Raw genomic sequence first — 21,809 nt, forward strand, 5'->3', positions numbered from 1 at the left:
TTTCAGCGCCCCGGCTCGTCGTCCCAAAGAATTTTATGCAACTGCATCTGCAAGCGGACCGGCAGGTTGTCTGCCACGATCCAGTCGGCCAGATCACGGCCTTTCAGCTCATGGTGGCTGGCAGAAAACAGCACTTCACCAGCGCGCTTGTCCAGCCCGTACTGAATCAGCTTGGACACAGCCCAGTCATAGTCGTCCCTGGAACAGATCACAAACTTGACCTGATCGTTGGGCGTCAGCAATTCCATGTTTTCGTAGCGATTGCGAGCAACTTCCTTGGAGCCTGGGGTCTTCAGGTCGACGACGCGACTGACACGACTGTCTACAGCCGAGATATCCAGGGCACCACTGGTTTCCAGCGAAACCTCGTAACCGGCATCACACAGGCGCTCGAGCAAGGGAATGGCATTGGGCTGGGCAAGCGGTTCACCACCGGTTACACAGACATAACGCGGACGATAGGCAGCGACCTGCTCAAGGATGTCTTCCAGCGACAGGATCTTTCCGCCGCTGAATGCATAGGCACTGTCGCAATACTGGCAGCGCAGCGGACAACCCGTGAGGCGCACGAATACGGTGGGTAGCCCAGCCGTACGAGTTTCACCCTGCAACGAGTAAAAGATTTCGGTGATACGTAATGTGTCTTGCATATGGGCCACGGGCGTAACAGCTAAACAGGCCGTCCGCCTCCGTCAGGCACTTCAAGGCACCCTGCACTCGCAGAATCCAGTGAAGCGTAATGATTACCGGAATTTCGGGTGCGAAATTCTAACGAAAAAAGCCGCGACAAGCGCGGCTTTCTTGAATGGCGGGCTCAGGCATCAGAGACGCTGAAGATCCCGCTGTGCCAATTGTGCAGCCGAAGTGCCCGGATACTGGGCCACGACTTGCTGCAGGATGCCTTTGACCTTGTCGGTGTGGCCGAGGCGACGCTCGACATCGGCCAGCTTGTAAAGCGAATCAGGTACCTTGGCGTGCTTTGGGTACAACTGACTGACCTTGGCAAATGCCTGACCAGCGCCTTGAAGATCGCCTTTGGCCAGATTCACTTCACCCAGCCAGTATTGGGCGTTGCCCGCATACGAGCTGTTTGGGTACTTGCGCAGGAAAGCGGTAAAAGCCTGACTGGCTTTATCGAAATCCTTGGCCTTGATCAAATCGAAGGCAGCTTCGTAATAGAGCTTTTCCTTCGCCGGGTCAGGAGGCTCTGTGCCTGCTGCCGGAGCCTGAGCCGCTGGGGCTGAAGGCGTCCCGCTGGCGTCGATACTGCCGCCAGAAGGTTGGGAATTATTGGTAGCTGCAGCGGCTGCGCCACTGGAGATACGCGAGTCGAGATCCTGATAACGCTCCAGCGCTTCCTGCTTCATGCGCTGAATATCGTTCTGCTGGACTTCAACGAGACCACGCAAGCGCGCGATTTCTTCCTGCATTTGCTGCAATTGCATGAACAGCTGACCATTTGCCGAGGTCGGGGCCGAAACCCCTCCCCCGGCATAGGCGCCGGACGTGCCATAACCAGCTGGCGGATAACTGCTGCTGCCAGAGCCAGAATTGTCATCGACCACAGGAACCGCACCCCACGCTGAAAGCGGGAGGGTGAGGGCCAAAACGGTTAGAGCACGTCGGCACGTTCGCATGTCAAATTACTTACGCAGTTCGACGCGACGGTTTTGAGCCCAGGACTGCTCGTCGTTGCCGGTAGCAACTGGACGCTCTTCGCCGTAGGAAACCAGTTCCAGCTGAGCTGGGGAAACACCTTGCAGAACCAGGTAGCGTTGAACGGCTTTCGCACGACGCTCGCCCAGAGCCATGTTGTACTCACGAGTACCACGCTCGTCGGTGTTGCCTTCCAGAACGACGCGAGCGCCGTTTGCTTTCAGGTCCTTGGCATGCACGTCCAGAGCACGCAGTGCTTCTGGCTTCAGATCCGAACTGTCGTATTCGAAGTAGAAGGTGGTGATTGCACGCAGAGCAGCTTCTTCGCTCAGGCTGCCATCTACAGCGCCAGTGTTGGCACCGTAACCAGCGTTAGGGTCAACAGCGCCAGCGCCAGCGTTATCGCCGCCTTTGGACGAGCAACCAACAGCTACAGCCATGGCCAGAGCCAGCGCAGCAAACTTACCAAACTTCAACATTTCCATCTTGAAACTCCTAATGAACCCCAGTGTGTTAAGCAAATCGTGTAGCGCCGCGTCAGTTCAGGTAAGGGGACCAGGAAGGTTCTCTGACTTCGCCTTGAGCGGTAGGAAGCGGGAGCCTTACGCGTCCGTTAATGGACACGAGCATCAAGACTCCCCGGCCCTGCTGGCGGGTGGCGTAGATTACCATGGTGCCGTTGGGCGCAACAGTAGGCGACTCATCAAGGTTGCTATCTGTGAGGATTTTTACACTTCCGCGAGCCAAATCCTGTACAGCTACCTTGAAATTAGTGAAGCCGTCCTGCCGGTGAATCATTACCAGCGTCTTTTCATCGGCTGACAATTTCGGGTTGGCATTGTAGTTACCCACGAACGTTACACGCTCGGCACCACCGCCATTGATGTTGGTCTTGTAGATCTGTGGCTTGCCGCCACGGTCCGACGTGAAGTACAGCGTAGAGCCGTCCTTGCCGAAAAACGGTTCGGTATCGATGGACGAATCGTTGGTCACGCGAGTCAGCTGACGGGAAGCCAGGTTGATCACGTAAACCTCGGGGTTGCCATCCTTGGACAGTACGAACGCCAGCTTGCCGCCATCGGGCGACCATGCAGGCGCGCCGTTGAGGCCTTCGAAGTTGGTGATCTGCTCACGACGACCGGTATCGATGTGCTGCACGAAAATACGTGGACGCTTCTGCTCGAACGATACGTAGGCGATACGCTTGCCATCCGGCGCAAAGCGTGGCGACAGGATCGGCTCGCGGGACTGCAGCAGCGTTACAGCACGCGCACCGTCGTAGTCCGAACGTTGCAGGGTGTAACGGGTGTTGCTTTCAGAGAAACGTTCGGCAGTCACGTACAGCATGCGGGTGGAGAACGCGCCCTTGATGCCGGTCAGTTTTTCAAACGACTGGTCGGCAATGTAGTGCGCCATGTCCCGCAACTGGTCATTGGTGCCCGACACGCTGCCGGTCAGGACCTGCTGCTCGGTGGCAACGTTGAACAGAGCGTACTGGATCTGCAGACGACCGCCCGCCGGGACGATGTTACCGACCATGACGTACTGCGCATTCAGGGCCTTCCAGTCACGGAAGATGATTTCGCTTGCCTGGGTCGGCAAGCTGATCATGTTCTGTTTTGGAATCGGCGAGTAGTAACCCGAGTTGCGCAGGTCGTTACTCACGATATCGGCCATGTCTTCAGGCAGCACATTGCCGCCCTGCCAGCCAAAAGGCACCACGGCAATCGGAGTGGCGCGGTCACTTCCGCTGGTGACCATGATGTTCTTTTCTTCCGCAACGGCTAAGCCCGCCGCACAGCAAAGAACCAAAAGCAGTCCTCGAAGAAGGTTAATCACAAGGCTAGATCCTCAGGTGTGAATGTCATCTTGAATGAACGATAGGGAGCGAAGTCCGCTGGCTTCAAACCCTGCATTTCTGTCAAACGACCAATATTCTTGACCGCTGCCACTGCCGAACTGTCGAACGGACCGTCACCACTGGACCTGGCAATAGTCACCGAAGTCACTGTGCCGTCCGGCAACATGCCGATCTGCAATACCACTGCCATGCCTTTGCGCGCCGATGGTGGGCGAGCCCAGCCTTCGGATGCACGCAGACGAATCAGGTCATCGAAGTTACCCGCTACCTCATCGCCCACTTCATCGGCCAGAGCCTGTTGACGCTGAGGCTTGTCGGAAAGCAGGTCAGCCAGAGCCTGTGCCTTCTTGTCCTCGGCAGCCTTGCGCGCAGCTTCCTGAGCCTTTTTGGCTGAGTCGGCAGCAGCTTTCTTCTTGGCGTCCTCGGCAGCCTTTTTCTTCGCGTCTTCAGCCGCTTTTTTCTTCGCTTCATCGGCAGCCTGTTTCTTGGCTTCCTCGGCGGCGGCCTTCTTGGCGTCTTCCTCGGCTTTTTTCTTCGCTTCTTCTTCGGCTTTCTTCTTGGCTACATCAGCCAATTGTTTCTCTTCGGCCTTTTTCGCATCGGCAGCTTTCTTGGCGTCATCGGCCTTTTTGGCTTCCTCGGCTTTCTGTTCGGCTTTCTTGGCCTCGTCAGCAGCCTTCTGTTCTTCGGCTTTTTGAGCAGCCTCTTCTTTCTTTTGTTCCGCAGCCTTTACAGCTTCCTGTTTCTGCTGCTCGATCTTCTTCTGCTCCAGCTGCTCGACTTCAGTCTGTCGTGCAGCGGCTTTCTTTGCCTCGCCGGCAATCTTCTGGTTGGTCTGGGTCGTCGCCTGACTCTTGGACTTGAGTTGATACAGAGTAGCCTGAACCACAGGTTTGGCCTCCGGCAACTCGGGAGTCATGGCAAAGCTCACGAAAAGCATGCCAAAAATCAGGATATGCAGGCCAACGGCCCAGACAGAGGGCCAGAAGTAGCTTTCCGAGGCAGACGGCTCTCGAATCGGCTGCATCAGGGGGCCTCAGTAATCAAGCCAACATTCCCTACACCAGCTTTCTGCAGCCCGCCCATCGTGCCCATGACAGAACCGTAATCAACGGTCTTGTCACCACGAATGAACACCTGCGTCTGCTTGCCGGCATCACGACCGGCAGCGACTATCTTGGTCACGGCAGCGGTCAATTGCGGCAGGGTCATTGCCTTGTCCATCTGTTTGTCGGTATCGACTTCGCTGCCAAGGTTCCAGTAGTAGGTCTTGTCAGCCTTGATCGAAATGGTCAGGACCTGATTGTTGTTGTCTTGCGGCAAAGCCTCGCTGGAGACCTTGGGCAAGTCGACTTTCACGCCCTGATTGATCATGGGAGCGGTCACCATGAAGATGACGAGCAGCACCAGCATCACGTCGATGTATGGCACTACGTTCATTTCGGCGACCGGCTTGCGTTTTCTGCGACGATCTCGAGCGATTAAAGCCATGGGGAATTACCTGCTCACTCTTCGCTGGTATGCACTTTACGGTGCAGGATCGCCTGGAATTCGTCGGCGAACGTGTAGTAACGACTGATCAGAGTCTCGCTGCGAGCGGCAAAACGGTTGTAAGCGATAACAGCAGGGATTGCCGCGAACAGGCCGATGGCCGTTGCGATCAATGCCTCGGCAATGCCGGGAGCCACAGTAGCCAGGGTTGCCTGCTGCGCAGTCGCCAGACCGCGGAAAGAGTTCATGATGCCCCAGACCGTACCGAACAGACCGATATAAGGGCTGGTGGAACCTACGGTAGCCAGGAACGGCAGGCCGGCTTCCAGCTTTTCTTCTTCACGGGAGATCGCAACGCGCATGGCACGAGCCACGCCTTCCATCACGGCATCTGGATCGACGCCAGCCTGCTGACGCAGACGGGAGAATTCCTTGAAGCCGGCACGGAAGATCTGCTCTACGCCGGAATCCGGATCAGGGTTGCTGCCCGCCTGGCGATACAGCTTGGACAGATCGATGCCCGACCAGAAACGCTCCTCGAAGCTGTCCAGTGCGCGTCGACCGGCACGCAGCATGTTGCCGCGCTGAAAAATCACGATCCACGAAGTGACTGAAGCAGCCACAAGCATCAGCATCACCAACTGAACAACAATGCTGGCATTGCTGACCAAACTCCACATGGAGGAATGGTCGACTACGTTAGCTTCCACGCTTTATCTCCTGCTCTGAATGTATGCCCGCGCCGCTCTGGTCGGCAAAGGCCGCTCGCAAAGCTTCGGGAATGGCCCGGGGTTTCAAACTATCGGCGCGTACACACGCCACCAAAAACTGCCCCTCACAGAGCAGCGTTGCATCCGCAGCCAGCCTGACCTGCTGCTTGAAGCGCAGGCTGACACGGTTCAATTCGATTACTTCAGCGCTTACCAGCAGCTCATCGTCCAGACGCGCAGGCTTGTGATAACGAGCCTCACTGGAATGCACGACGAACAGCAGGTCCTCCTTCGCAAGCTCGGACTGGGCAAAACCCAGCTCTCGCAGTTGCTCGGTACGAGCCCGCTCCATGAATTTCAAATAGTTGACGTAGTAGACGATGCCGCCTGCATCGGTGTCCTCGTAATAAACGCGACAGCGATGTGCGAACGACGGAGCCCCGTTTTGCGCGCGCATACTCTAGTGCTTACTCCTCGGGTTGCCAATCGGGTCAGGCAACTGTTTTTCATGGTTTGGCCACTTATTGATGGCTTCTGCCATCACGCTGGCAGTCTGACCACCAAAAGTGCAAATAAGTCGCTGATGGCCACTATTAATACGTCGAGCCATCAGCAAAGTCCTCCGGTGCTGGCATTTCGCCCATTCGCGAAGGAATGTTCAACCCGAAATGCAGGTAGGCATGCCGGGTAACGACCCGTCCACGCGGTGTGCGCATGATATAGCCTTGCTGGATCAAATAGGGCTCCAGCACGTCTTCGATGGTGTGCCGTTCCTCGCTGATGGCAGCCGCCAGGCTGTCTACGCCAACAGGACCGCCGTCGAACTTCTCGATCATGGTCAGCAGCAGACGCCGGTCCTGATGATCGAAACCGTGCTCGTCGACATCCAGCAGGTTCAGTGCCTTGTCGGCCGTTTGCCGGGTGATGTGGCCATTACTGCGAACCTGGGCGAAATCCCTCACGCGTCGCAACAAGCGGTTGGCGATACGGGGAGTGCCACGAGCGCGACGAGCAATTTCAAAAGCCCCTTCCGGCTCGATGGCCAGCCCCAGAATACCGGCGGAGCGTGACACGATGGTCGACAGGTCGGCGATGTTATAGAACTCCAGACGCTGAACGATCCCGAAACGGTCACGTAGCGGGTTGGTCAGCATGCCTGCGCGAGTCGTCGCCCCCACCAGGGTGAAAGGAGGCAGATCGAGCTTGATGGAGCGTGCGGCAGGACCTTCGCCAATCATGATGTCCAGTTGGAAGTCTTCCATGGCCGGATACAGCACTTCTTCGACGATAGGCGACAGGCGATGGATTTCATCGATGAACAGCACGTCGTGAGGTTCGAGATTGGTCAGAATCGCCGCCAGGTCACCCGGACGCTCCAGCACAGGGCCGGACGTGCTCTTGATCGACACCGACATTTCCTGGGCAATGATATTGGCCAGTGTGGTCTTGCCCAGCCCCGGCGGGCCGAAGATCAAGGTGTGGTCCAGGGATTCGTTGCGCCCACGCGCAGCCTGGATGAACAACTCCATCTGCTCGCGCACGGTCGGCTGACCGATGTAGTCAGCCAGGCTCAGAGGACGAATGGCACGGTCCAGTTGTTCCTCACGATCACGGCCACTGCTGGCGGTAATCAGGCGATCCGCTTCAATCACTTACGCCATCCCCTTCAAAGCACGTCGGATCAGATCTGCACTGCTCAAGCCTTTTTCCTTGATCGCAGAGACGGCCTTGCTCGCCTCTTGAGGTTTGTAGCCCAGAGAAATCAGCGCACTGACCGCATCGGACTCGGCAGATACCACAGGTTCGGCCTGATTCGGGCCATCGGAAACCAGAGCAAACGTGCCCGGCAGCGCGTCCCAGGCCTTGAAGCGATCCTTGAGTTCGACCAGCAGACGCTCGGCGGTCTTCTTGCCGACCCCCGGAATCCGGGTCAGGGCCGAAGTATCCTGCGCCTGGACGCAACGTACCAGTTCATCGACCTCAAGACCCGACATCAACGCCAGCGCCAGTTTCGGGCCGACGCCATTGAGGCGAATCAGCTCACGAAACAGCTCACGCTCGCGCTTCTCGTAAAAACCATAGAGCAGATGCGCATCTTCGCGAACCACCAGATGGGTATGCAAAGTCACCGGCTCACCCACATGCGGCAAACGATAAAGCGTTGTCATGGGTACTTCCAGCTCATAGCCGACGCCATTGACGTCCAGTACCAGATGCGGTGGCTGCTTCTCGGCGAGAAAGCCACGTAAACGTCCAATCACGTATCAGATCCTTTCGTGTTGCCCATCGCTGGCGTCGCCAGTGCAAAAATATGAACACCATCATCACAGGAGTAGCCAGACCTGCAAGCAAAAATATGCGTGCGGATGATGCAGTCAGAGACGCAGCCGACCACCGCGACTGCGTGCAGTCCCCAGACCATGGGGAATAAGACTTGAGCGCGTGTGCGCATGACACAGCGCGATGGCCAGTGCATCGGAGGCGTCGATCTGGGGTTTCTGGGTCAACTTGAGCAAATGCATGACCATCATCATCACTTGCTCCTTGTTGGCACCACCCGTGCCGGCAACTGCCTGCTTGACCTGAGTGGCCGTGTATTCGGCAATCTCCAGCCCTTCCTCGGCACCCGCCACAATGGCCGCGCCCCGGGCCTGGCCCAGTTTCAGCGCAGAATCGGCATTGCGCGCCATGAAGACCTTTTCGATCCCCATGGTGACAGGACCATGAGTCTGGATGACTTCACGCACACCGCGAAACACAATCTGCAGCCGCTCTTGCAGCTCACCGGCTCCCGTGCGAATGCAACCCGAAGCCACATAGACACAGCCGCGCCCGGTATCACGCACAACGCCATAACCGGTGATTCGCGAACCGGGGTCGATGCCAAGAATAAGAGTCATAACGCCCGCAACTTGAAAAGTAACGCAAAACAATTGATGCAGCATAAAGGCAGAAGCCGGAGGCCGATAGCGGCGTGATCATCACCGCTTCCTGCCTCCGGCCTCCAATGTACAGCGAAGCAGCCTGCAATCAGCCAAGCTGCTCCAGAACGTCATCCGGAATTTCCGCGTTGGAGTAGACGTTCTGCACGTCATCCAGGTCTTCAAGCATATCGATCAGCTTGAGCACCTTTTCAGCGGTTTCCAGATCGAGCACGGCACTGGTAGTGGGCAACATGACGATTTCCGCGTCAGAAGCCTTGAAGCCCGCCGCCTCCAGTGCGTTACGCACGGCATAGAAACCGGCGAACGAGGTGAACACGTCGATGGAGCCATCTTCGTTGCTCACGACATCGTCGGCATCAGCCTCCATAGCCGCTTCAATCAGTGCGTCTTCATCGACACCGGCCGCAAAGGAGATCTGCCCCTTGCGATCGAACAGATAAGCCACGGAACCGTCAGTACCCAGGTTGCCGCCACACTTGGTGAACGCATGACGAACGGCAGCGGCGGTACGGTTGCGGTTATCGGTCATGGCTTCAACCATGATGGCAACGCCACCGGGGCCGTAGCCCTCGTAACCCAGCTCCTCGACATCGTTGCCATCGTCGGCACCGACGCCACGTGCAACAGCACGGTCGATGGTGTCGCGGGTCATGTTGGCGCCAAGCGCCTTGTCCAGCGCCAGACGCAGACGCGGGTTGGAACCTGGATCACCACCACCCTGACGGGCAGCGACAGTCAGCTCACGAATCCACTTGGTGAAAATCTTGCCTTTCTTGGCATCCTGACGCTCTTTGCGGTGCTTGATGTTCGCCCACTTAGAATGACCTGCCATTTCTCGCTCCAGATTCTTTTTGAAACACCGTCACCTTTTACCCGCGTAAACGGGCAAAAGGCTTTTTACTCGACAGGCACACTGCAGAGCGCATCAAAAATGCGCCCTGCCCCGCATCACTCGGCCTTCTGCTGCTCGCGCAGGCGAATGTGCAGTTCACGCAGAGCCTTGGCATCAACGACGCCAGGAGCCTGGGTCATGACATCGGCAGCGCTCTGGGTTTTCGGGAAGGCAATCACTTCACGAATCGACTGGGCACCAGTCATCAGCATCACCAGACGGTCCAGACCGAAAGCCAGGCCACCATGGGGTGGTGCGCCGTATTTCAGTGCGTCGAGCAGGAAGCCGAACTTCTCTTGCTGCTCGTCTTCGGCGATACCCAGCAGGCGGAATACAGCCTGCTGCATTTCCTTGCGGTGGATACGGATCGAACCGCCGCCAAGCTCGGTACCGTTGAGCACCATGTCGTAAGCGCGGGACAGCGCCTTGCCAGGGTTGGCTTCCAGCTCTTCAGGGGTGCACTTTGGCGCCGTGAAGGGGTGGTGCAACGCGCTGAAGCTGCCGTCGTCGTTCTCTTCGAACATCGGGAAGTCCACAACCCACATCGGTGCCCACTCGCAGGTGTGCAGCTTGAAGTCGTTACCCACCTTGATACGAAGCGCGCCCAAGGCCTCGCTGACGATCTTGGCCTTGTCCGCGCCGAAGAACACGATATCGCCATCAACCGCGCCAACGCGATCGAGGATCACATTGAGGTTGGCTTCCGGGATGTTCTTGACGATAGGCGATTGCAGGCCATCAACGCCGTTGGCGCGCTCGTTGACCTTGATGTACGCCAGGCCCTTGGCACCGTAGATGCTGACGAACTTGGTGTAATCGTCGATCTGTTTGCGCGGAATACTTGCCCCGCCTGGAACGCGCAATGCGGCAATCCGGCACTTCGGATCGTTGGCAGGACCGCTGAAGACCTTGAACTCGACGTCCTTGAGCTGATCGGCAACATCGACCAGTTCCAGAGGGTTGCGCAGGTCAGGCTTGTCGGAACCATAGCGGCGCATGGCTTCTTCAAAGGTCATGTGCGGGAATTCACCGAATTCCAGGTCCAGGACTTCCTTGAACAACTGACGAACCATCTTCTCGGTCAGACCGATGATGTCTTCTTCATTGAGGAAGCTGGTCTCGATGTCGATCTGAGTGAACTCAGGCTGACGGTCGGCACGCAGGTCTTCGTCACGGAAGCATTTGGCAATCTGGTAGTAGCGGTCGAAGCCGGCAACCATCAGCAACTGCTTGAACAGTTGAGGCGACTGAGGCAAGGCAAAGAAGCTGCCAGGGTGCGTGCGGCTTGGTACCAGATAGTCGCGAGCGCCTTCAGGCGTGGCGCGAGTCAGGATCGGAGTCTCGACATCCAGAAAGCCGTTGTCATCGAGGTAGCGACGGATGCTGCTGGTGATGCGCGAGCGCAGACGCAGCTTCTCGGCCATTTCCGGACGACGCAGATCGATGAAGCGATAGCGCAGGCGGGTTTCTTCGCCGACGTCGGAGTATTCGTTCAGCGGGAACGGCGGAGTCTCGGACTCGTTCAGGACTTCCAGCTCGTAGCCCAGCACTTCGATGGCGCCGGAAGCCATGTTGGCATTGACGGCACCGGCCGGACGGGCACGCACCTTGCCGACGACCTTGACGACATACTCGCTGCGCACACGGTCGGCAGCGGCAAAGGTATCGGCACGATCGGGATCGAACACCACCTGGGCCATGCCTTCACGGTCGCGGATATCGAGGAATATCACGCCTCCGTGGTCACGACGACGGTGGACCCATCCGCAAAGGGTAATTTCCTGACCTTCCAGACTTTCGTTCAGTTGGCCGCAATAATGGCTGCGCATCATGATGGTGTGTTCACTTCTCGTAATTCGAAATTCGGTGGGGGCTTTCGCTCCTGGCCGCTCAATAGTGCAAGGCACCGGCCTCCAGTTCAAGCCAGTCCCTGCCACGCGGAGCCATGCCCGTCAGCAAGGCGAAGGATTATATAGAGTTAATCGAGGCCGTGCAGCCGAACGAACTCATCCTGTCTGGATAAGTTCGTATTAGTGCCGGGCAACAGGCTTGCGACACTGCTCGAAAGGACCCGTCAGCAGCGAGTCCGGAGAAATATCAGGCTTGAACCTGCTCAAGGCGATCAGCCTTCAAAAGGTGCGCAACACACACGACGCGGATCAGCCCGCTGAAGTTCTTCACACCGCCGTAACGCAGATGAACCTCCCTGTCGATATAGGAAAGCACTGCATTCACGGAGCAGTTATTGGATCGGGCAATCGCCGACAATATATTCCAGTAGACCTTTTCCAGACGCAGACACGTCGCCAGACCATTAAGGCGTACCGACTTGGAGTGCGGCTGTGCCAGATTCATATTGAAATCCTCGACAAAAGGATCATTGCGTATGGACGAATGCCTGCTTAAATCTTTGACCTCACGCTCAACACCTCTGACCATGGCTATTCCACCTCTACAAAATCAATTCGAATCCCGATAAGAAACATTTAAAAATAAATAAATGCGACTCCTATAAGGCCCGATTAAAGATCTTATATCCAGCGGAACCATTACCTTGTTTCTGTAGGAGATGACTACAAAAGAATACAGAATAAGGAAACACCAAAAACGCTATAACTTAAGAAAAGTTCGCCAATGTGTTTAATATTTATACTTTTACATTTTAAAAACGGGCTGCAAGTGCAGCATCAGGTCGAACGCAGGAAGGCTCGACTGCAGCGCGTTGCCAGGGGGGACGGCAACGCGCTCCGGGCAGAAGGGCAACAGCCCTGCTGTCAGCGGGACTCGAGCATCGAGCGCAACATCCATGCAGTCTTCTCGTGAACCTGCATGCGCTGGGTCAACAGGTCTGCAGTCGGCTCATCACTTGCTTTATCCAGCAGAGGAAAAAGACTACGAGCCGTTCGGACAACAGCCTCTTGGCCCTGAACCAGACTTCTGATCATATCTTCAGCACTCGGCACGCCTTCTTCTTCCTTGATCGAAGACAGACGAGCATAAGTCGAATATGTACCTGGCGCCGGGAAGCCAAGAGCACGAATACGCTCGGCAATGGAATCGACGGCCAGTGCCAGTTCGTTGTATTGCTCTTCAAACATCAGGTGCAGCGTGCGAAACATCGGCCCACTGACGTTCCAGTGAAAGTTGTGAGTCTTGAGGTAAAGTACATAAGTATCCGCAAGCAGATGCGAAAGACCGTCTACGATCGATTTGCGATCCTCTTCACTGATACCGATATCGATTGCCATGTTTCATGCCCTTTTAATGAGGATTGGAAAGCAGTAACAGAGCTACTTTATCAAGAGACGCCAACGGGCGCAGCCTTCTATTGGTGCACTCGCTCAAATAGGCACATCCATACAGGAAAGTAGCGCCTGAATCGTCAAGCCTGTCTGACCCCGCCCCGACAAAACGAGTTCCATGAATTCGTCAAAGGCCAGCCAGGGGCTCTGGCTCAAGGCCGCCAGCGGCCATTGAAGCAGACGTTTTACTGGCGCCAACAAAACCGGCGAGGCCTCACAGGTACTTGATTTGAGTAGAGTTCGGCTTTGCTGTTAAATACACCGCGTGTCGCTACCGATCCTGCCATCCGGCTGTAGCGCATAGGCTGGACCATCGCTCGTGCATCACGCCTCCACTTTTTCAGAAGCGTACCGGGCGCTACCAGCTATTTCCTTGTGATCCTTCTTAATGTGAGCTTTTTAAAAATGTTGAAAATCGTCCATCTGGTAACAGGAGCAGCAGCCCTGCTGTTGTCCCTCATACCCAGCCTGCGTAGTGAAATGCTCCAGCCCGATGCGCTTTATCTCGCTTTCTTCGGACTGCTCAATCTTGTACTCGCTCCTGTGATCCCCTATTGGAACCGGGGACCACGTCACAACCTGCAAAATCTGGTCAGTGCTCTGCTTGTTCTTGCCGTCATCATCCAAATTCTCACCCTGCTCGTTCCGCTCGATAGAATCGCCGGTCTACCAGCCGTCATGATCAGCCTGATTGTCGCTGTTGCTGCCGTTGCCCTGCACCTGGGAGTGAGCTTCTACAGATCCTCTCCTTCTCCAGCACCTCAAAGCCAGGATCTGGGCAATCGCGATACTGGCACCGTGAAGTGGTTCAACACGTCCAAGGGCTTCGGCTTCATCTCCCGTGACTCGGGCGACGATATCTTCGTGCACTTTCGCGCCATTCGCGGCGAAGGTCATCGCGTACTCGTCGAAGGCCAGCGTGTCGAATTCTCCGTAATGAACCGCGACAAAGGCCTGCAGGCCGAAGACGTCATCGCCGCATTGCCACGCCGCTGATTTCTGCCGCCCAATAAAAAACCGCGCCTTCCTCCGGGAAAGCGCGGTTTTTTTATGCAGCAACCCTCAGTAATGAGGTGGCGGAGCGTCTTCGACGAACGTATCGAACTGACTGCCCATTTCTTCCTGACGCTTGAGCATCGCGCTCATTTGCAATTGCAGACGATCCAGCTCACGTCGCTGCACCACCAGCACATCATTCAACGCCTGAAGCGTATCCTCCTGAAAGGTCAGGCGGCTTTCCAGCTCCATGACTCGCTCTTCAAGATTCATGGTCATTCACCCTCAAATCGAAAGTCTTGCGTCAACACCGGCCTCAAGCGTTCGAGAACCGCTGCGAACTGCTCGTCCGTATAAGGAAGAGCCGGATGTTTGCCCCATACAGGCGCTGGCCAGGCAGCATCGTCACGCTTGCGAACAATGACGTGCATGTGAAGCTGGCTGACAACATTACCCAGCGCCGCGACATTGAGTTTATCAGCGTCGAACACGCCCTTCAGGATTTGAGACAGAACGGTGGTTTCCTGCCACAACTGCAACTGATCCTGCGCCTCAAGCTGAAAGACTTCACTGATCTCCGGGCGACGCGGCACCAGGATGAACCATGGGTAACGGGAATCATTAGACAGCAACAGCCGGCACAACGGGAAATCGCCGACAGGCAAGGTGTCCTGCTTGAGACGTGAATCCAGAACGAACACGATAAAGCTCCCAGGTTGAATGTCTGCCACGCAGGATACGCAGGATCGAGCCATGCTTCACCCTGCTGGATGCATTTTATCGCGAAGCGACGAGCACGCCTTCAGGACCTGCGCACCAACTTGCTCACTCGCCCCTGGCAATTGCACCAACTTGATCCACCCACCTCACTCACCGGCCAGCCCTGTGAGCTTGCCTTCGATACGCAAAAGCGGCAAAAAACGACACACAGACATAAAAATGAAACAACCTCATGCCAACCCTATTGGCAGATGAAAACCAAGATCCAGGTTGTGGCAGCGCTGCGAGTCAATGCACCAAAAAGAAACACTTTGGTATACCAACCGGAGCAATGACACGGGATTTACTCAAATCCCGGTGCAGGCAGTAACATTTTATTGCATCTCACCCCTCGAGCGATTGTCCAGCAGCTTGCACACCATCGTTTTCATCTGCTCGGACAACCCGATCAAAATCATGAGGTTATGGTCATAACACCCGGTAAAAACTGAAATTTCACATTTTTTTTCGAAAAAATTGAACTTTGTGCACGCTTGTTGCTTTAACCCTCAGCATGGTCACGATGCTTCTGGCGGAAAACACAGGCATCAGGACCAAGGGAAGCAACAGCTCGCAGCTTCGAGCACACACCCTGAAGCCTCTCTGTAGCCGTTTTGTTGCAAACCGGATACGAGATTTCAATGGTATCGAGGCTGAGGGTGAGATAAGGAATGATGCACATGCGACCTGTGCGAAACGTTTAACGACATCGCCGTAAAGATTTCGGAAAGACAGGTTTGCAACTATCGTAACCACGGTCAGCGTGATATAGATTTTCGCCGACAAAAAAAGAAAGAGCCGCCCAGATAAAAAACAGGTGGGACGGCCTGAAACTTCTTAAAACCAAAGGAGCAATCACGATGAGAGTGATGAAGTGGAGCGCAATCGCACTGGCAGTTACTGCAGCCAGCGCCCAGATGGCAACAGCAGCACCGTTTGTTAGTGACCAGGCTGAAGCCAAGGGCTTTGTCGAAGGCAGCACTCTTGACCTGAAGTTGCGCAACTACTATTACGACCGTGACAAGAAAAACACCACCGGCCCTAACCGTCGCGATGATAAAGACTGGACTCAAGGTCTGTGGGTCAACTACAGCTCCGGCTACACCCAAGGCACCGTTGGTGTGGGCGTAGAAGCATTCGGCTACTTCGGCCTGAAACTGGACGGTCAGAAAAAATACTCCGGCTCCGGCAACCTGGTGACCAGTTCCGACGGCTCCAACGAAGACAGCTTTGGCAAAGGTGGCGGCGCAGTCAAATTCCGCATCTCGAAAACTGAGCTGAAAGTAGGCGACTTGCAACCTACCAGCCCTGTATTTGCAGTCGGCGGTAGCCGCCTTCTGCCTCAAACTGCCAGCGGTATCAGCCTGCAAAGCAGCGAGTTCAAAGGCCTGGATCTGGAAGCAGGTCACTACTACTCTGGCACTAGCCAAGATGAGACCAACCGTAGCGGCAAGATTTATGCGAACTACGCTTTCGTAGAGTCTGACAGCGCTGACTTCGTTGGCGGCAAATATGCCATCACCGATAACCTGGGTGTTGCGTTCTACGCTTCCAAGCTGGAAGACATCTGGAACCAGTACTACGCCAACGTGAACTACGCATTGCCTCTGAGCGGCGACCAGTCCTTGGCATTTGATGCCAATATCTATCGCACACTCGATGAAGGCAGCGCAGAAGCAGGCTCAATCAATAACACCACCGCTTCCGGCTCGGTTGCTTACTCCTTCGCAGCGGCACATACCGTAACGCTGGCCTTCCAGAAGGTCGACGGTGATACTCCGTTCGACTATATCGGTATCGGCGACAACAACCGCGGTGGCGACTCGATCTTCCTGAACAACTCCGTTCAGTACTCCGACTTCAACGCCCCTAACGAGAAGTCCTGGCAGGTTCGCTACGACCTGAACATGGCTCCTTACGGCGTGCCCGGCCTGAGTTTCATGACTCGCTACCTGCGCGGCTATGACATCGACGGCACCAAGACTCCAGCTGGCAGCTCATATGCTGGTATCTATGGCGAAGACGGCAAACACCACGAAACCAACTTTGAAGCCAAGTATGTCGTACAGGCCGGCCCAGCCAAGGACCTGTCCTTCCGTATCCGTCAAGCATGGCACCGTGGCGACACTGCCCAGGGAGACGGCGACGTCAACGAGTTCCGCCTGATCGTCGACTACCCGATTTCGGTTCTGTAACCGCAACTCAGGTATCGGCTACTCAAAAAGCCCGGCAGGCCAAATGCCGGGCTTTTTCATGCGCCCGAAAAGCACCTCCCTGTGACTCAGCGCCAGCCGCGCCCTGTACGCGACCGGCACACCACCGTACAATGCCGGGTCATTTCCAGTCCCAGCAACAGACAACGGCCAACCATGCGCACCAGTCAATTTTTGCTCGCCACACAGAAAGAAACCCCTTCCGATGCAGTCGTGGTCAGCCATCAGCTGCTGCTGCGCGCTGGCATGATCCGCAAGCTGGCTTCCGGCCTCTACACCTGGCTGCCCATGGGCCTGCGCGTGCTGCGCAAGGTCGAAGCCATCGTTCGCGAAGAAATGGACGCTGCCGGCGCACTCGAAATCCTGATGCCGGGCATCCAGCCCGCTGAACTGTGGCAGGAATCCGGCCGCTGGGAGCAGTACGGCCCCGAGCTGATGCGCCTGGTCGACCGCCACAACCGTGACTTCTGCCTGGGCCCGACCCACGAGGAAGTCATTACCGATCTGGCCCGCAACGAGCTCAACAGCTACAAGCAGTTGCCGATCAACATGTACCAGATCCAGACCAAATTCCGTGACGAGATCCGCCCACGCTTCGGCCTGATGCGCGGCCGCGAGTTCGTCATGAAGGACGCCTACTCCTTCCACGCCGATCATGCTTCGTTGCAGGAAACCTACGACCGCATGCATCAGGCCTACAGCAACGTGTTCACCCGTCTGGGCCTGAAATTCCGTCCTGTAGAAGCCGACAACGGCTCCATCGGCGGTGCCGGCTCCCACGAATTCCACGTGCTGGCAGATTCCGGTGAAGACGACATCGTGTTCAGCGATGGCTCCGACTACGCCGCCAACATCGAGAAGGCCGAAGCCGTACCTCGCGAGAAGGCTCGCGGTGCTGCAACCGAAGAGCTGCGTCTGGTGGATACACCTGACACCAAGACCATCGCGCAACTGGTCGAAGGCTTCAACCTGCCTATCGAGAAGACGGTCAAGACGCTGGTTGTCCACGCTGCCGAAGAAGGCAAGCTGATCGCGCTGATCATTCGTGGCGACCACGAACTCAACGAAATCAAGGCCACCAAGCTGGAGCAGGTCGCCAATCCGCTGGTGATGGCCTCCGAAGCCGAACTGCGTGACGCCATCGGCGCAGGCGCAGGCTCCCTGGGCCCGCTGAACCTGCCACTGCCGTGCATCATCGACCGTTCGGTCGAGCTGATGAGCGACTTCGCGGTCGGCGCCAACATCGATGACAAGCACTACTTCGGCGTCAACTGGGAACGCGACCTGCCTGTACCGACCGTTGCCGACCTGCGCAACGTCGTCGCCGGCGACCCGAGCCCGGACGGCAAAGGCACGCTTGAAATCAAGCGCGGCATCGAAGTCGGCCACATCTTCCAGCTGGGCACCAAGTACAGCGAAGCCATGAAGTGCCAGGTGCTGGGCGAAAACGGCAAACCCGTCAACCTGTCCATGGGTTGCTACGGTATCGGCGTCTCCCGCGTCGTGGCGGCTGCCATCGAGCAGAACAGCGATGAAAACGGGATCATCTGGAACGATACCCTGGCGCCTTTCCATATCGCCCTGGTTCCACTGCGCTATGAAACGGACGCCGTTCGCGAAGCGACCGACAAGCTGTATGCCGAACTGACTGCCGCGGGCTTTGAAGTCCTGCTCGATGACCGCGACAAGAAAACCAGCCCGGGCATCAAGTTCGCCGACATGGAGCTGATCGGTATTCCGCATCGCATCGTGGTCAGTGATCGTGGTCTGGCCGAAGGCAATCTGGAATACAAGAGCCGAACCGAGTCGCAACCGCAAGCCATTGCGGTCGCCGACGTGCTGTCGTTCATCCAGGGTCGCGTGAAACGCTGAGTCAAAGGCGCGCTCGCTGTGCGGGCGCGCCACTCATCACACGCCCCAATCTGCATCAAGAGATCCCATGTTCAGACGAAGCACCCTAAGCCTCGGCAGCGCCGTTCTGTGCGGCACCTTCCTCGTCAGCGGTTGTGCCAATCAGCTGTCACAGCGCAGCGAGCACGAAGAACGCATAGAGCGCAAACTGCTGGAACACACCCTGCAGATCGATATCGGCGAGCCCAAGACCCTTGAGCTGCCACAACGCCGGGTGCGGATTCACGAGCATAAATCCTTCGAGGTCACCGACTTTGAAGTAACCCGTCATTACGACCGTTACACCCCCTATCAACCCTGGCGGGAAATCTATGAGATTCCGCTGGGAGCAGTCGCAGTGGTCGCCGGCATCGGCGCCAACGTGGTCAACGTCTTCACTCTCGGCAGCCTGCCGGACAGCGTGACCAAGGACTGGATCAATTACGGCGTGGCAGGCCTCAACCCGTTCATGAACGCACCGTCCCATGGCCGTGCGCAGCAGAACCTGGCCAGTATCGATGAAGTCCAGAAGGACAAGAGAATCGAGAACTCCACCCTGCCCTGGAACGAGCGTCCGGTCATGGTGAAAGCGGGTAACGAAACCCATGAGCTGAATACCGATCGCAACGGGATTCTGCGCCTCAACCTGCTCGACAGCCCGTTTGCCGAACAGGACCTGAGCCGGGTCACGCGCCTGTACCTCAACATCGAGGACGATCAGGACAATGCTCACGCCAATGCCAGCCTGCCGATCAGCCAGTCGCTGCGGGGCAAGCTGCTCGAAGCTCACGAGCTGATCTACGACGACCTGGAAGACGATGAAGTCAAACAGTGGGTGCATCGCGTCAAGCGTCTTTCAGAACTGGGTCTTGAAGAAGAAGCCAGCGAACTGGAGCAGAGCCTGATCGAGCTGACACGCAACGACCCACAACTGCAGAACGAGTTTCTGAAGTCTCTGGCCAAGGATGCTGGCCGCCTTGTGGCACCCGCCACAGAACCTGATAGCGAATGACAACCAGGCTCCTTGCAAGGAGCCTGCAACTATTGGGTAAACAGCTCCAGTTGCTCATGAGCGCCACGCAAATCATGCAGGCGCACGCCGATACCCAGTAATCGCACCGGTTTGGCACCACGTGCGAAAGCCTGGGTCAGCAATTGCTCGTAACTGGCCAGATCCCGCCCTGCCCCCGACTGCTCCAGCGTGGTCTGGGTAAAATCATGGAATTTCACTTTCACGAATGGCTTGCCGGGGCGATATTGCCCGGCCATTCGCTCCATGCGCACAGCCAGGGTCTCCAGCAAGGCTGGCAGTTTTTCCAGGCAACTGGCCAGATCGGGCAAATCCGTATCGTAGGTATTTTCGACGCTCACGGACTGACGCCTGCTGTCCGTCTGCACGGGACGCTCATCGATCCCGAACGCCAGACTCCAGAGCCGCTCACCAAAGCTGCCGAACTCGCGCACCAGCGCCAGCTTGCTCCAGCGACGCAAGTCCATGCAGGTAATGATCCCCAGCCGTCCCAGCTTGTCAGCCGTCACCTTACCGACGCCGTGCAACTTGCTGACCGGCAGGGATTCGACAAAATCCTCGACCTGATCCGGAGTAATCACGAACAAACCGTTGGGCTTCTTCCAGTCACTGGCAATCTTGGCAAGAAACTTGTTGGGCGCAACGCCAGCCGAGACCGTGATGTGCAACTGATTTGAAACCCGACGCCGGATATCCTGGGCGATACGGGTCGCACTGCCGGAAAAATGACTGGCATCGGAGACATCCAGAAACGCCTCGTCCAGCGACAGCGGCTCGATCAGGTCGGTGTAATCACGAAAGATGCCCTGAATTTCCCGGGACGCTTCCTTATAGGCATCCATGCGCGGCTTGACGATGGTCAGCTCCGGGCACAGCTTCAAGGCGTGACGCGAGGACATCGCCGAACGCACCCCATAGGCTCGTGCTTCATAATTACAGGTCGCAATCACCCCTCTCTTGTCCGGCGACCCGCCGACAGCCAGCGGCTTGGTGGCCAGGCTCGGGTCGTCTCGCATTTCGATGGCTGCATAGAAGCAGTCACAATCGATGTGGATGATTTTGCGCTGAGTCATGAACGGCGATTTGCAATCAATGGTCGTGCAGTATCGCACTGGTATCAGGAAGTGACACTCATGACGCCAAATGAATGCATCAGAAAAGCGTGCGCTCCCTACACCACTGCCCTTTCGGATTGTCAGACAAACCGTCATATCCCCTGTAGCACTGGCCTTACAGCGCTAACCATTTGAAGAAAAAAGCATTTTTTGAAACTAATGATTGACAGGATCAGCTTCCCCTGTAGAATGCCGCCCTATCAGACGCGGGATGGAGCAGCCTGGTAGCTCGTCGGGCTCATAACCCGAAGGTCGTCGGTTCAAATCCGGCTCCCGCAACCAAATGCAGTAAAGTAGAAGGCCCGCCCACAAAGCGGGCCTTTTGCATTCTGATGCCAACATCCGTCAACCAGCAGCAAACAGTATTAATTTTCATGTTTTCTGCATTAAAGGTTGACACTTCTGGATTCGGCTGTAGAATGCCGCCACACAGACGCGGGATGGAGCAGCCTGGTAGCTCGTCGGGCTCATAACCCGAAGGTCGTCGGTTCAAATCCGGCTCCCGCAACCAACATCAAAGAAGGCTAATCGAAAGATTGGCCTTTTTTGTGCCTGCTGAAAAAGCATGGGACCAGCCATGCTAACTGTCTGACAAAAAAAGACTATTTCCCCTCCCCCCTGAAACCCTATCATCACGTACGTAACGTAATATTTCTGTGTCCGACAGTTTTTCGATGGGCTGCCGATAGAATCATTACGAGACGTAGTAGGAAAGATCGGCACGCGATCGTCATGCCCGGCGCCCCAGTCACTCTTCAATACGGCATGACACAACGTAGTCATTTTTGTTACATACGCCTAAGCTGAATCAAAGCTGAACGGTACCCGCTCAAGCCATTAGCAGTTCGCCCATGAGACGTTGACGCGATAACATCTCGAAATATTTTTTGCGTAGGGATTGGTAACTTGGCTGCATACCTCCATCCTGTCGCGCACGATCCAAGGAGTG

The 21,809-nt window shown here is 56.3% G+C and carries 22 protein-coding genes, 2 tRNA genes and 1 pseudogene; 7 read left to right on the forward strand and 18 right to left on the reverse strand.

The annotated features are described in order from the left end of the window. Positions 1 to 2 precede the first annotated feature (2 nt). The 15 genes from queE to CKW23_RS03290 all read right to left on the reverse strand — a co-directional run bounded on the left by queE (position 3) and on the right by CKW23_RS03290 (position 12,803). On the reverse strand, positions 3 to 650 hold the full coding sequence (queE, locus tag CKW23_RS03220; protein ID WP_025259011.1) for a 7-carboxy-7-deazaguanine synthase QueE: 648 nt from the start codon (positions 648 to 650) through the stop codon (positions 3 to 5). Positions 651 to 821: 171 nt separating this feature from the next. After that, positions 822 to 1,637: a tol-pal system protein YbgF gene (gene ybgF, locus CKW23_RS03225; protein WP_038399765.1), complete on the reverse strand. Its 816-nt coding sequence runs from the start codon at positions 1,635 to 1,637 to the stop codon at positions 822 to 824. 6 nt (positions 1,638 to 1,643) lie between these two features. Then, a complete protein-coding gene (pal, locus tag CKW23_RS03230) occupies positions 1,644 to 2,141 on the reverse strand; it encodes a peptidoglycan-associated lipoprotein Pal (protein ID WP_025259009.1) in 498 nt (165 codons plus the stop codon). 52 nt (positions 2,142 to 2,193) lie between these two features. Further along, positions 2,194 to 3,495, reverse strand: coding sequence for a Tol-Pal system beta propeller repeat protein TolB (tolB, locus tag CKW23_RS03235; protein WP_025259008.1), 1,302 nt, complete (start codon positions 3,493 to 3,495; stop codon positions 2,194 to 2,196). Continuing rightward, complete coding sequence (tolA, locus tag CKW23_RS03240) at positions 3,492 to 4,544, reverse strand: cell envelope integrity protein TolA (RefSeq protein WP_025259007.1); 1,053 nt, start codon at positions 4,542 to 4,544, stop codon at positions 3,492 to 3,494. Before tolA ends, tolB begins: the two co-directional genes overlap by 4 nt. After that, positions 4,544 to 5,008: a protein TolR gene (gene tolR / locus CKW23_RS03245; RefSeq protein WP_002554654.1), complete on the reverse strand. Its 465-nt coding sequence runs from the start codon at positions 5,006 to 5,008 to the stop codon at positions 4,544 to 4,546. Before tolR ends, tolA begins: the two co-directional genes overlap by 1 nt. A gap of 14 nt (positions 5,009 to 5,022) precedes the next feature. Beyond that, entirely contained in the window at positions 5,023 to 5,718 is a 696-nt protein-coding gene (gene tolQ / locus CKW23_RS03250; RefSeq protein ID WP_025259006.1) for a protein TolQ, read from the reverse strand. After that, positions 5,708 to 6,175, reverse strand: coding sequence for a tol-pal system-associated acyl-CoA thioesterase (gene ybgC, locus CKW23_RS03255; RefSeq protein WP_025259005.1), 468 nt, complete (start codon positions 6,173 to 6,175; stop codon positions 5,708 to 5,710). Before ybgC ends, tolQ begins: the two co-directional genes overlap by 11 nt. Positions 6,176 to 6,311: 136 nt before the next feature. Then, positions 6,312 to 7,370 carry a Holliday junction branch migration DNA helicase RuvB gene (gene ruvB, locus CKW23_RS03260; RefSeq protein WP_025259004.1) on the reverse strand — a complete coding sequence of 353 codons (1,059 nt, stop codon included), beginning with the start codon at positions 7,368 to 7,370 and terminating at the stop codon, positions 6,312 to 6,314. Continuing rightward, a complete protein-coding gene (gene ruvA, locus CKW23_RS03265) occupies positions 7,371 to 7,979 on the reverse strand; it encodes a Holliday junction branch migration protein RuvA (protein ID WP_025259003.1) in 609 nt (202 codons plus the stop codon). Positions 7,980 to 8,093: 114 nt separating this feature from the next. Further along, the gene (ruvC, locus tag CKW23_RS03270) at positions 8,094 to 8,618 is read right to left on the reverse strand and encodes a crossover junction endodeoxyribonuclease RuvC (protein WP_025259002.1); all 525 of its coding nucleotides are present in this window, start codon (positions 8,616 to 8,618) and stop codon (positions 8,094 to 8,096) included. Between the two features lie 130 nt (positions 8,619 to 8,748). After that, positions 8,749 to 9,495 (reverse strand): YebC/PmpR family DNA-binding transcriptional regulator, encoded by a 747-nt coding sequence (locus CKW23_RS03275; protein ID WP_025259001.1) that lies wholly within the window; start codon positions 9,493 to 9,495, stop codon positions 8,749 to 8,751. Positions 9,496 to 9,611: 116 nt separating this feature from the next. Continuing rightward, on the reverse strand, positions 9,612 to 11,387 hold the full coding sequence (gene aspS / locus CKW23_RS03280) for an aspartate--tRNA ligase (protein WP_095067025.1): 1,776 nt from the start codon (positions 11,385 to 11,387) through the stop codon (positions 9,612 to 9,614). Positions 11,388 to 11,652: 265 nt separating this feature from the next. Next, on the reverse strand, positions 11,653 to 11,994 hold the full coding sequence (locus CKW23_RS03285) for a ribbon-helix-helix domain-containing protein (protein ID WP_051427717.1): 342 nt from the start codon (positions 11,992 to 11,994) through the stop codon (positions 11,653 to 11,655). A 335-nt stretch (positions 11,995 to 12,329) separates the two neighbouring features. Continuing rightward, positions 12,330 to 12,803, reverse strand: a complete 474-nt coding sequence (locus CKW23_RS03290) for a Dps family protein (RefSeq protein ID WP_025258998.1) — start codon at positions 12,801 to 12,803, stop codon at positions 12,330 to 12,332. 459 nt (positions 12,804 to 13,262) lie between these two features. Here CKW23_RS03290 and CKW23_RS27135 point away from each other — a divergent pair. Then, positions 13,263 to 13,523: pseudogene (locus CKW23_RS27135) on the forward strand (cold shock domain-containing protein membrane protein); the annotation flags it as partial. Positions 13,524 to 13,631: 108 nt separating this feature from the next. Then, entirely contained in the window at positions 13,632 to 13,853 is a 222-nt protein-coding gene (locus CKW23_RS27140) for a cold shock domain-containing protein (RefSeq protein ID WP_004667445.1), read from the forward strand. A 66-nt stretch (positions 13,854 to 13,919) separates the two neighbouring features. Here CKW23_RS27140 and CKW23_RS03305 read toward each other — a convergent pair whose 3' ends face one another. Beyond that, positions 13,920 to 14,126, reverse strand: coding sequence for a SlyX family protein (locus CKW23_RS03305; protein WP_095067205.1), 207 nt, complete (start codon positions 14,124 to 14,126; stop codon positions 13,920 to 13,922). Between the two features lie 2 nt (positions 14,127 to 14,128). Next, the gene (locus CKW23_RS03310; RefSeq protein ID WP_095067206.1) at positions 14,129 to 14,554 is read right to left on the reverse strand and encodes an HIT domain-containing protein; all 426 of its coding nucleotides are present in this window, start codon (positions 14,552 to 14,554) and stop codon (positions 14,129 to 14,131) included. Between the two features lie 918 nt (positions 14,555 to 15,472). On the opposite strand from CKW23_RS03310, the gene CKW23_RS03315 reads away from it, so the two are divergent. The 3 genes from CKW23_RS03315 to CKW23_RS03325 all read left to right on the forward strand — a co-directional run bounded on the left by CKW23_RS03315 (position 15,473) and on the right by CKW23_RS03325 (position 19,727). Next, a complete protein-coding gene (locus CKW23_RS03315; protein WP_095067027.1) occupies positions 15,473 to 16,807 on the forward strand; it encodes an OprD family porin in 1,335 nt (444 codons plus the stop codon). A gap of 174 nt (positions 16,808 to 16,981) precedes the next feature. Continuing rightward, positions 16,982 to 18,697, forward strand: coding sequence for a proline--tRNA ligase (locus CKW23_RS03320; protein ID WP_095067028.1), 1,716 nt, complete (start codon positions 16,982 to 16,984; stop codon positions 18,695 to 18,697). Positions 18,698 to 18,764: 67 nt separating this feature from the next. After that, positions 18,765 to 19,727 (forward strand): hypothetical protein, encoded by a 963-nt coding sequence (locus CKW23_RS03325; protein ID WP_025258992.1) that lies wholly within the window; start codon positions 18,765 to 18,767, stop codon positions 19,725 to 19,727. A gap of 29 nt (positions 19,728 to 19,756) precedes the next feature. Here the strand turns inward: CKW23_RS03325 and dinB are convergent, their stop codons facing one another. Next, positions 19,757 to 20,818 carry a DNA polymerase IV gene (gene dinB / locus CKW23_RS03330; RefSeq protein ID WP_095067029.1) on the reverse strand — a complete coding sequence of 354 codons (1,062 nt, stop codon included), beginning with the start codon at positions 20,816 to 20,818 and terminating at the stop codon, positions 19,757 to 19,759. Between the two features lie 247 nt (positions 20,819 to 21,065). Here dinB and CKW23_RS03335 point away from each other — a divergent pair. Further along, a tRNA-Met gene (locus CKW23_RS03335) sits at positions 21,066 to 21,142 on the forward strand. A gap of 152 nt (positions 21,143 to 21,294) precedes the next feature. Then, positions 21,295 to 21,371: transfer RNA gene (locus CKW23_RS03340), tRNA-Met, on the forward strand. The last annotated feature ends 438 nt before the right edge of the window (positions 21,372 to 21,809 follow it).

This window comes from Pseudomonas sp. Irchel 3A18 (assembly GCF_900187465.1).
GTDB lineage: Bacteria > Pseudomonadota > Gammaproteobacteria > Pseudomonadales > Pseudomonadaceae > Aquipseudomonas > Aquipseudomonas cichorii.